Consider the following 10,595-nt stretch of genomic DNA (forward strand, 5'->3'; position numbering starts at 1 on the left):
ATTGGCCGAGCGTTTGACGGTGTAATTGCCCTGCACCCATTCCTTGAGGTGATAGACCACCGGGGTGAAGCGTTTTCCACCGGCCTCGTGATCGAATTCTTCCGAACCCGCGTCCTTGATGCCGGCGAGGTTGCGGGCGGCCTCGATCACCGCCATCTGCATGCCGAGGCAGATGCCGAGATAGGGCACCTTGCGTTCACGCGCGAATTGCGCGGCCTTGATCTTGCCTTCGGTGCCGCGCTCGCCAAAGCCGCCGGGCACGAGAATGGCGTGATAGCCTTCGAGATAGGGGGCCGCGTCCTCCTTGTCGAAAACCTCGGCATCGACCCAGTTCACGTTGACCTTGACCCGGTTGGCCATGCCGCCGTGAATGAGCGCCTCCTTGATGGATTTGTAGGCGTCTTCGAGCTGGGTGTATTTGCCGACGATGGCGATATTCACCTCGCCGTCGACATTGTGGATGCGGTCGTAGACATCTTCCCACGTTGACAGCTCGGGGCGCGGGGCGGGGGCGATCTGGAACGCGTCGAGCACGGCCTGGTCGAGGCCGACACGGTGATAGGCCAATGGCGCCTCGTAGATCGAGGAGAGATCATAGGCGGGGATCACCGCCTCGGGGCGGACATTGCAGAACAGCGCGATCTTGGCGCGTTCCTTTTCGGGGATGGGCTGTTCCGAGCGGCAGACCAGCACGTCGGGCTGAAGGCCGATGGAGCGCAATTCCTTGACCGAGTGCTGGGTCGGCTTGGTCTTGAGTTCGCCGCTGGCAGCGAGATAGGGCAGGAGCGTGAGATGCATGAAGATGCATTGACCGCGCGGGCGTTCCTGCGAGAACTGGCGGATCGCCTCGAAGAAGGGCAGCCCCTCGATGTCGCCGACGGTGCCGCCGATCTCGCAGAGCATGAAATCGACCTCGTCATCGCCTATCGCGAGGAAATCCTTGATCTCGTTGGTGACGTGGGGGATCACCTGGATGGTCTTGCCGAGATAGTCGCCGCGGCGCTCCTTTTCGAGCACGTTGGTATAGATGCGGCCCGAGGATACGCTGTCGGTCTTGCGCGCAGGCACGCCGGTGAAGCGTTCGTAATGGCCGAGGTCAAGGTCGGTTTCGGCGCCATCATCGGTGACGAACACCTCGCCATGCTCGAAGGGCGACATCGTGCCGGGATCGACATTGAGATATGGATCGAGCTTGCGCAGGCGAACCGAGAAGCCGCGCGCCTGCAAGAGCGCGCCGAGCGCGGCAGAAGCGAGTCCCTTGCCGAGGGATGACACGACCCCACCTGTGATGAATACGTAACGCGCCATGTGGCCGAGTTATCTCCCGTGACTGTAGGTGCGACTGTGGCTGCCTGGCCGATCAAGTCCTGTCGGGGCGGGCCGGAAAAGCCGCCATGTCACGGGATTTGAGCGTTAGCAGATTCGCATGAAATTGACAACAGAGCCGCAAGATCATGTTGTCGGATGGTTTCCTTCCCCAACTGTTTGAGGCGTGTCGCGCACGGGTCGGCGCACGGCTTGTGGCGCGTGTCTGGCCCGCCGCGTTCGGCCGTGACGTCAATCGGCCCGCGGGACCAGCGGTGCGCTGTCCTCATCCGAAGGTGGCAGCAGGTCACCGGCAGGCAGGTCGGGGTTTTCGTCGGTCGTTTCCTCCGCCGCGGGCGCGTCCTGCAGGCGGTCCATCACCGACGAGCCCGCGGATTTCTGCGCGGCGATCACGGTGAGCAGGAGCGAGGTGCAGATGAAGGCCACGGCAAGTATCCAGGTGAACTTGCCCAGAGCGGTGCTGGCCGCGCGTTGCGAGATAGCCCCGCCGCCGGACCCCATGCCCAGCCCGCCACCTTCGGAGCGCTGCATCAACACGACCCCGATCAGGCCGAGCGCAAGAAGAAGATGGATGATGAGAACGACGTTTTCCATGGGGCAGGGCGCCTTGATTTGCCTGTTTCGCGGCTATGTATGGCAAAGGGCAATCGGGTGCAAGCGATCAGGACGAAACAGTGGCGTTTCGTGCCTGTCGCCGGCCTGAGCGGGTGGATGCCGCTACTCGTCGACATCGTCCATATCCGCCTGGCCCGAGAGCGCGCGGCGGACATGCGACCAGCTCAGTCCGATCCCGAGCACGACCGAAAGCGCGAAGAGGCCGATCCACGTGTTCTGGTTCCGGTCGGAGAGAGTCAGCCAGCCGAAATCATGCAGCACCCAGAGCAGTGATCCGACCAGGGCGAGCACGAGAAACATGCCGAACGCACCGATCGAGCGCAGCGTGGCGCGCAGGTAGATGATGTATCCGGCCAGAAGCACCAGCCCGGCCAGGACGGTCACGGACATCTGGTCGGAATAGTTCGTCCGCGCCCATGCCACGAAATTCCATTCGGTCGGGTTGAACGTGGCTGACAGCAGCCCGAACGCAAAGACCCATCGCAGGAAGAAACCCATTCAGACCCCCATCAATCCCGGTGTCGCGCCAGTCTCGCGATGTCGCGGGCGCTTGTCCAGACGCTGCGGCGAATTTGCGGTTTCGCTGATCCGCGCGTGGCGATATACCGGCGCGGGTTTGATCCGCAAAGAAAGAGGACCGTCATGGCCAATGTCGTCGTTGTCGGCGCCCAGTGGGGCGACGAGGGAAAAGGCAAGATCGTGGATTGGCTGAGTGAGCGGGCCGACGTGATCGCGCGCTTCCAGGGCGGGCACAATGCGGGCCACACGCTGGTCATCGATGGAGAGGTGTTCAAGCTGCATGCGTTGCCCTCGGGGGTGGTGCGCAGCGGCAAGCTCTCGGTGATCGGAAATGGCGTGGTGCTGGACCCCTGGAACCTGCTTGAAGAGATCGAGACCATCCGGGCGCAAGGGGTCGAGATCAGCCCCGGGACGCTGATGATCGCGGAGAACACGCCGCTGATCCTGCCGTTTCACGGCGAGCTGGACCGGGCGCGCGAAGAAGCCGCCAGCAAGGGCACCAAGATCGGCACCACCGGGCGTGGGATCGGGCCGTGTTACGAGGACAAGGTCGGGCGGCGCGCGATCCGGGTGGCGGACCTTGCCGATGCGGCAACGCTCGAGGCGCGGGTGGACCGGGCGCTTCAGCACCACGACCCGCTGCGCAAGGGGCTGGGCGTGGCGCCGATCGACCGCGAGGCGCTGATTGCACAGCTCAGCGAGATCGCGCCGAACATCCTCCATTATGCCGGACCGGTCTGGAAGGTGCTGAAGGACAAGCGCAAATCCGGCAAGCGCATCCTGTTCGAGGGGGCGCAGGGCGCGCTTCTGGACATCGACTTCGGCACCTATCCGTTCGTCACCTCGTCGAACGTGATCGCGGGCCAGGCGGCGACCGGTGTTGGCGTCGGGCCGGGGGCGATCGATTTCGTCCTTGGCATCGTCAAGGCCTATACGACCCGCGTGGGCGAGGGGCCGTTCCCGACCGAGCTCGACGATGCGGACGGGCAACGCCTGGGTGAACGCGGGCATGAATTCGGCACCACCACCGGGCGCAAGCGGCGCTGTGGCTGGTTCGATGCCTGCCTCGTGCGCCAGACCTGTGCCACATCGGGGGTGAACGGCATATCGCTGACCAAGCTCGATGTCCTGGACGGGTTCGAGCGGTTGAAGATCTGCGTCGGATACGAACTCGACGGGACGCGGCTCGACTATTTGCCGACCGCGGCGGACCAACAGGCGCGTTGTGTGCCGATCTACGAGGAACTGCCGGGCTGGTCCGACTCGACCGAAGGTGCGCGCCGATGGGCCGATCTGCCGGCCAATGCGATCAAGTATGTCAAGCGCGTGGAAGAGTTGATCGAGTGCCCGGTCGCGCTCTTGTCCACCAGTCCCGAGCGCGAGGATACGATTCTCGTGACCGACCCGTTTGCGGATTGATCGAATGTCGGGAGCGTGTGAAATGCGGCGATATAATGCGGGGCAAGCCGATGTTTGAGCGTTTCTCCTACAAGGCGCGCAAGCGTTTGGCGATCGTCGTGTTGCTGGTTGGCATGCCGCTATACGTGGTGGTTGCGGTGTCGCTGGTCAACTGGCTGTTTCCCGACCCGCTCGACAAGCCGCCGGTCCTGGTCGAGTTGGTCATCTATATCGGGCTCGGGGTCCTCTGGATCTGGCCGCTCAAGGGGCTTTTTCGCGGGGTCGGGCAACCCGAGCCGGGGCGCGAGGATGACGCAGATGACGGTTGACCGGCATGTTGCTTGCAGCGGTTGCGCGAGGCTGCTAAGGCAGGCCGGGGAAACCTGATGGTTTTGATCGGATTATGGCGGGGCAGGCCGAATTGACAGTTCCGGAAAAGGCCACGGACAACGGGCGGGATGCGGCGGGCGCCCCGGTGCCGCGCCTGGAGATCAGGAATCTTCGGCGTGCATTCGACGGACGGGCCGTGGTGGACGATGTGTCGCTGCGCATCATGCCGGGGCAGGTGACCTGTCTTCTCGGTCCGTCGGGATGTGGCAAATCGACGACGTTGCGGATGATCGCGGGCGTCGAGATGCAGGATTCGGGCGAGATCCATGTCGATGGCCGCCTGATCTGTGACACCGTGGTCCGGGTGCCGCCCGAGCGGCGGCATATCGGGCTGATGTTCCAGGATTTCGCGCTGTTTCCACATCTGAGTGTGGCCGAGAACGTGGCGTTCGGCCTCAAGGGCAGCAGGGCGGAAAAGCGCGCGCGGGTTGCGCAGCTTCTGGGCGAGGTCGGGCTGAGCCGCTTTATCGACGCGTATCCGCATGAACTGTCGGGCGGCGAACAGCAGCGGGTGGCGCTGTCGCGGGCGCTGGCGCCGCGGCCCGGGATCATGCTGATGGACGAGCCGTTTTCAGGGCTCGACAACCGGCTGCGCGATGGTATTCGCGATCTGACGCTCGACATGCTCAAGAAGGAAGGCACGGCCGTTCTCCTCGTCACGCACGAGCCCGAAGAGGCGATGCGCATGGCCGACGAGATCGCGCTCATGCGCGATGGCCGGATCGTGCAACAAGGCGCGCCCTATAATATCTACAACGCGCCGGTCGACAAGGCCGCGGTCAGTTTTTTCAGCGATATCAACGTTATAAAGGGCAAGGTCCAGGGTGCCTTGACCGATACGCCGTTCGGTCAGTTCCTTGCCCCCGGCGTGCCCGACGGGCAGGAGGTCGAGATCGTGATCCGGCCCCAGCATCTCAAGATCGACTTTGACCGTGGCGGGCGCGGGCCGGATCCGACGCCGCAGGACGGCGTGCCGGCGCGCGGCGTGGTCGAGCGGGCGCGTTTCATGGGCAGCGAGAGCCTTGTCGAGTTCCGCATGGATTTCGACGGCTCGATCCTCAAGGTGACGGTGCCCAACGTGTTCCTGCCCAGCCCGGGCAAGGCGCTGTGGCTGACGATCCGGCGCGATCGGTGTTTCGTGTTCCCGGTCGAGGATTGACCGGAACCGCAAGGCACGCGCCCGATTGCAGCCAGTGTGACGGCATGGCATGACGAAAGCGTTAATGTCACGCGCGCAGAGGGGAGGCGCAGGCCCGCATGAGCGTAGGCCGGATCATCGAGGGGCCGGACTGTGTGGCCGAAGGGGCGGCGTGGCTTGCCGCGCGCGATGCCGGCATGGCGCGCGCTGTCGAGGCCGTGGGCGAAGTGCCGCTCAGGCTGCGCGCGGACGGGTTTTCCCAGCTTCTGGGCGCGATCGTGAGCCAGCAGGTGAGCGTGGCCGCGGCCGATGCGATCTGGGGGCGGATGCAGGCGGCCGGGCTGGTGACACCCGGGGCACTGGCCCAGGCGAGCGACGAGGCGCTGCGCGCGGCGGGCCTCAGCCGGCAGAAGATGCGTTACGCCAGGGCCCTGGCCGAGGCGGGGATCGACTATGAGGCATTGCGAGTCCTGCCCGACGCCGAGGTGGTGAAAGTGCTGACAGCGGTGCCGGGCGTGGGCGTCTGGACCGCGGAAATATATGCCATGTTCAGCCTGGGGCGGGCGGATGTGTTCGCGCCGGGGGACCTGGCGTTGCAGGAGGCGGCGCGGCTGCTTTACGAACTGGAGGAGCGGCCCGGGGAACGCGCCCTGCGCGAGATGGCCGAGGCACGCTGGCGCCCCTGGCGCGCGGTTGCGGCGCGGGTGCTATGGGCCTATTACCGGGTGGCGAAAGACAGGGAAGGGATCAGATGACACGGGCATTGAAAGCAACCCGCAAGGGCCCGAAATCAGGGGGGAAACCACGTTCCGTCGTGGTGTTCCTGCATGGCTACGGGGCGAATGGCGAAGACCTGATGGGGCTGGCCGATCCGCTGGGCGAGCACTTGCCCGACACGCTTTTCATTGCGCCCGACGCGCCCGAGACATGCGCGGGGGCGCCGTTTGGCTACCAGTGGTTTCCGATCCCCTGGATCGACGGCTCATCCGAGGAAGAGGCGGAGCGGGGGATGCAGGCAGCGGTGGATGATCTCAATGCCTTTCTCGACGGGGTGCTGGTGGACGAGGACATGCTGCCTGAGCAGATGGTGCTGTTCGGGTTCAGCCAGGGCAGCATGATGAGCCTTCATGTCGCCCCGCGCCGGGAGGATGAAGTCGCGGGAATCGTTGCGTTTTCCGGTCGCATTCTGAACCCGGAACTGTTGGTGGACGAGGCGGTGTCGAAGCCGCCGGTGCTGCTTGTGCATGGCGATGCCGACGACGTGGTGCCGCCCGCGTCGCTGCCGCAGGCGGCCGAGGCGTTGCAGGAGGCGGGATTCAAGGAGGTCTTTGCCCATGTCATGAAGGGCACGGGCCACGGGATCGCGCCGGACGGGCTTTCGGTGGCGCTGGCCTTCATGCGCGACAAGGCGGGGCTGTGAGCACCGCGCGGCGGGGTTAACAGCGATTTTCCGGCCAAGGATCGGGGGTGACGCGCGTATGACTCCCGGCTGACATCCGGCTGCCGGAGCGGCGTTAACCTTTTGGCAGGAAAGTCGGTTAACGCGGCGTGCGTTGCGTGCCTGAGGCCCGGCGCAAAATCGCGCGGCTTACCGCTCTGCCGCGCGCCGGGCGAGGATCAGGCAAGTGCGGGTCGCGGCGCCCATGTCCTGCACGCTGATCCATTCGAGCGGCCCGTGCAGGTTCTGCATCCCGGTGAACACGTTCGGGCATGGCACGCCCATCTCGGTCAGGCGCGAGCCGTCGGTGCCGCCGCGGATCGGTTCCGAGCGCGGTTCGAATCCCGCCGCGCGGGTGGCGGCATGGGCAAGCTCCACCGGCGTCATGTCGTTTTCGAGCCAGTAGCGCATGTTGCGGTATTGCGGCGTGATCTCGCAGGTGATGCGGGCGCGCGGTTCGCCGGATTGCACGGCGGCGCAGACCTCCTGCAGAAGCGCGCCCTTGGCGGCCAGCCCGTCGCGTTCGAAATCGCGCAGGATGAAATGCATCTCGGCCGTCGCCGCGCTGCCCTTCATGTCGGTGACCATGATGAAACCTTCGCGCCCCGCGGTCGTCTCGGGTGTCATGGTGGCCTGTGGCAGGGTCTGGACGATCTTTGCGGCGAGATGCAGCGCGTTCACCAGCTTGCCCCTGGCGGTGCCGGGATGGATCGAGACGCCCTCGATCCGGATGGTCGCGCCGTCGGCGGAAAAGGTCTCGTATTCGATTTCGCCGACCGCGCCGCCATCGAGGGTGAAGGCGAAATCGGCGCCGAGATCGGCGGGCAGGTCGGGATGAACGCCGCGGCCGATTTCCTCGTCCGGGGTGAAGGCAAGGCGGATCGGGCCGTGCGGGATGCCGGGACTGGCCAGCAGGTGGCGCGCGACGGTCATGATGATGGCGACGCCGGCCTTGTCATCGGCGCCCAGCAGCGTGGTGCCGCTGGCGGTGATGATGTCATGACCCTCTTTGCTGGCGAGATAGGGATAATCATCGGGCGACAGGCGCAGGTCGGGCGCATCGGGGAAAAGGATGGGTTGACCGTCATAGGCGCGATGGACGCGCGGCTTGACGCCGGTCGCGTTGAAGGCGGGCGCGGTATCGACATGGGCCAGAAGCCCCATCACCGGCGCGTCGTGTTCGACCGTGGCGGGGATCGTGGCCAGAACCGTGCCGTAATCGGTGAGCCGCACATCCGATGCGCCGATCCCGTTCAATTCCTCGACCAGCAGGTTGAGCATGTCGAATTGCACTTCGGTGCTGGGTGACATGGGCGAGGCCGGGTCGCTCTGGCTGTCGATGGCAGTATAGCGCAGCAGGCGGGATTCCAGTTCGGCGTCAAACTCGGTTTTCATGGGGGGCCTTTTGTCCTCGGAGCTTTGCCCTTCTTGTCCTGTGGGCAGCGTGCGAGGTCAAGGGGCGGTGGGGGGATGTTTCGATGATGTAATGCGCGTCGCATTTCATAGGATTCGCTCTCGCCCGGAACAGCGGCGCAGCCGCCCGGGCAGCACACGGCCGCCCCCCGGCCGGGTGCTTTTGATAGGGCGCGCACCACTTCGGACAGGGGATGACGTTGTGGGATAAAGTGCATGATGCAGAAGTCCGAAGCACCCGACCGCGGCCCCGTGCTGCCCTCGTGTTGGGCATCCCATGAATCTGATCGAGATACAGTATAGAGTTAATATTTCATAACGAAAACGGGCGCTTGGCGGGCGGCGAAATTTGACAGGGCGCGCGGTCTGGCCTAGCCTTCGTGGCATGCTGGACGAGATGGGCGAGCGGCCCCGGGGGCAACCCTGGCGGCCGTTTTTTCATGCCCGGCAAGGACGGAGGCAACAGGAACTCCAGATGAGGCAGATACGACCAGATGGCATCAGACCAGAACCGACGCGACCGGGAGCGCCTGCGGCGGGCGCTCGAGGTGGTGGAAACCCAATTGCGGGCAATGAAGGGCGACCTGGAGCGGCTGCACAGGCAGATCCGCGCCGGGCAAGTGAGCGGGCTGACGGATTCGGCCCGGGTGACACAGGAGATCCGGCAATGGCTGCGGATCGCCATGGAGATGGAGACACGTCTTGAAAAAAGATCAATCACAGAAGACCGGCGCGACCGACCCCGTGCCATTGACCTCGATGCCGCAAGGACTCGCATCGGGTGCCGCCTGGATCGCCTCAGAAGGGTCAGATGTCCAGGCCGCTTTCCTGAACGAATTGAGTGAGGAGGAGCTCTTGGCGCTGCCTTATCTCTTCGAGTTCTGGGCGCTGGAGCATCAGCTTCCGCCCGGGGGCGATTGGCGGACATGGGTTATCATGGGCGGGCGTGGCGCGGGCAAGACCCGCGCCGGGGCCGAATGGGTGCGGGCATCGGTCGAGGGGTCGGGGCCGCGCGATCACGGGCGCTGTCGGCGGATCGCGCTGGTGGGCGAGACGATCGACCAGGTGCGCGAGGTGATGGTGTTCGGCGAGAGCGGGATTCTCGCCTGCTCGCCGCCCGATCGGCGCCCGGAATGGCAGGCGGGGCGCAAGCGGCTCATCTGGCCCAACGGGGCGGTGGCGCAGGTGTTCTCGGCGCATGATCCCGAAGGCTTGCGCGGGCCGCAATTCGACGGGGCCTGGGTGGATGAGCTGGCCAAGTGGAAGCGGGCGCAGGACACCTGGGACATGCTGCAATTCGGGTTGCGGCTGGGCGAGAACCCGCGGGTCTGCGTGACCACGACACCGCGCAACGTGGGGGTTCTCAAGGCCATTCTGGACAACCCCTCCACCGTTGTCACGCACGCCCCGACCGAGGCCAACGCCGCCAACCTGGCCGCGGGGTTCCTCGACGAGGTCAAGGCCCGCTATGCCGGGACGCGGCTGGGCCGGCAGGAACTGGAAGGGGTTCTGCTTGAGGATGCGGAAGGCGCACTCTGGACTTCTGCGGCGCTGGAGGCGTTGCGGATCGAGGCGCCGCCCGAGATGGACCGCGTGGTTGTCGCGGTCGATCCGCCGGTGACGGGCCATGCCGGATCGGACGAATGCGGGATCGTGGTGGTGGGCGCCGTGATGCGCGGGCCGGTGCAGGATTGGCGGGCCTATGTCCTGGCCGATGCGAGCGTGCGCGCGGCCAGCCCCGCCACCTGGGCGCGCGCCGCGATCCGGGCGATGGAGCGGTTCGGGGCGGAGAAGCTGGTGGCCGAGGTGAACCAGGGCGGTGACCTGGTCGAGTCGGTGATCCGTCAGGTCGATCCGATGGTGCCCCTGAAAAAGGTCCACGCGGCGCGGGGCAAGGTCGCGCGGGCCGAGCCGGTGGCGGCACTTTATGAACAGTGGCGGGTGCGGCACCTCAAGGGGCTGGGTGATCTGGAGGACCAGATGTGCCGGATGACGGTGCAGGGCTATGACGGCAAGGGCAGTCCGGACCGGGTGGATGCGCTGGTCTGGGCGCTGAGCGAGCTTTTGATCGAGCCGGGGGCGAGGTGGCGGCGGCCGCAGGTGCGGGCGTTGTGAGGAGGGCAAGGTAGCGCCAGCAACGGGCCGCGGCGCGGCGATCCAACGGTCGTGTTGAGCTGTTTATGCCTGCAATGTCATCCTCTGATCGAAGTCGTGCATATTCGTGAGACCCATCGCCGGGCCCGGGGGCGGCCCGGCGATGGCGCGGCGGGGGCTGCGCCCCTTGTTCCGCGCCCAAATATATCGCCCTCCCCAGATGAGCGTCGTTCTCTTACGCGAAGGCGGAAAGGAGCACCGCGC

At 65.5% G+C, this 10,595-nt stretch carries 11 protein-coding genes; 7 read left to right on the top strand and 4 right to left on the bottom strand.

The window, feature by feature from the left end; translation table 11 throughout:
• The 3 genes from ACESL9_RS15240 to ACESL9_RS15250 all read right to left on the bottom strand — a co-directional run.
• A partial coding sequence (locus tag ACESL9_RS15240; RefSeq protein WP_372675107.1) for a CTP synthase occupies window positions 1–1,308 on the bottom strand: 1,308 nt, incomplete at its 3' end.
• 249 nt (window positions 1,309–1,557) lie between these two features.
• Entirely contained in the window at window positions 1,558–1,920 is a 363-nt protein-coding gene (secG, locus tag ACESL9_RS15245) for a preprotein translocase subunit SecG (RefSeq protein ID WP_372614342.1), read from the bottom strand.
• A 123-nt stretch (window positions 1,921–2,043) separates the two neighbouring features.
• Window positions 2,044–2,439, bottom strand: a complete 396-nt coding sequence (locus ACESL9_RS15250) for a DUF6524 family protein (RefSeq protein ID WP_372614344.1) — start codon at window positions 2,437–2,439, stop codon at window positions 2,044–2,046.
• Between the two features lie 144 nt (window positions 2,440–2,583).
• Between ACESL9_RS15250 and ACESL9_RS15255 the strand changes: the two genes are divergently transcribed.
• From ACESL9_RS15255 to ACESL9_RS15275, 5 genes are all read left to right on the top strand, one after another.
• Window positions 2,584–3,879, top strand: coding sequence for an adenylosuccinate synthase (locus tag ACESL9_RS15255; RefSeq protein ID WP_372614346.1), 1,296 nt, complete (start codon window positions 2,584–2,586; stop codon window positions 3,877–3,879).
• A 50-nt stretch (window positions 3,880–3,929) separates the two neighbouring features.
• Entirely contained in the window at window positions 3,930–4,187 is a 258-nt protein-coding gene (locus ACESL9_RS15260) for a DUF2842 domain-containing protein (RefSeq protein ID WP_372614348.1), read from the top strand.
• Between the two features lie 92 nt (window positions 4,188–4,279).
• Window positions 4,280–5,407: an ABC transporter ATP-binding protein gene (locus tag ACESL9_RS15265; RefSeq protein ID WP_372614350.1), complete on the top strand. Its 1,128-nt coding sequence runs from the start codon at window positions 4,280–4,282 to the stop codon at window positions 5,405–5,407.
• A 98-nt stretch (window positions 5,408–5,505) separates the two neighbouring features.
• Window positions 5,506–6,141, top strand: a complete 636-nt coding sequence (locus ACESL9_RS15270; RefSeq protein WP_372614352.1) for a DNA-3-methyladenine glycosylase family protein — start codon at window positions 5,506–5,508, stop codon at window positions 6,139–6,141.
• Window positions 6,138–6,806, top strand: a complete 669-nt coding sequence (locus tag ACESL9_RS15275; RefSeq protein ID WP_372614354.1) for an alpha/beta hydrolase — start codon at window positions 6,138–6,140, stop codon at window positions 6,804–6,806. The genes ACESL9_RS15270 and ACESL9_RS15275 overlap by 4 nt, the downstream gene beginning before the upstream one ends.
• Before the next feature lie 168 nt (window positions 6,807–6,974).
• Here ACESL9_RS15275 and pepT read toward each other — a convergent pair whose 3' ends face one another.
• Window positions 6,975–8,219: a peptidase T gene (gene pepT / locus ACESL9_RS15280; RefSeq protein ID WP_372614356.1), complete on the bottom strand. Its 1,245-nt coding sequence runs from the start codon at window positions 8,217–8,219 to the stop codon at window positions 6,975–6,977.
• A 512-nt stretch (window positions 8,220–8,731) separates the two neighbouring features.
• Between pepT and ACESL9_RS15285 the strand changes: the two genes are divergently transcribed.
• Both ACESL9_RS15285 and ACESL9_RS15290 read left to right on the top strand, forming a co-directional pair.
• Entirely contained in the window at window positions 8,732–9,082 is a 351-nt protein-coding gene (locus ACESL9_RS15285; RefSeq protein ID WP_372614358.1) for a hypothetical protein, read from the top strand.
• Between the two features lie 10 nt (window positions 9,083–9,092).
• Window positions 9,093–10,352 carry a DNA-packaging protein gene (locus ACESL9_RS15290; RefSeq protein ID WP_372675108.1) on the top strand — a complete coding sequence of 420 codons (1,260 nt, stop codon included), beginning with the start codon at window positions 9,093–9,095 and terminating at the stop codon, window positions 10,350–10,352.
• Window positions 10,353–10,595: the final 243 nt, after the last annotated feature.

Origin of the sequence: Aquicoccus sp. (assembly GCF_041686535.1) — a bacterium.
In the GTDB taxonomy this organism is placed as follows: domain Bacteria; phylum Pseudomonadota; class Alphaproteobacteria; order Rhodobacterales; family Rhodobacteraceae; genus Aquicoccus.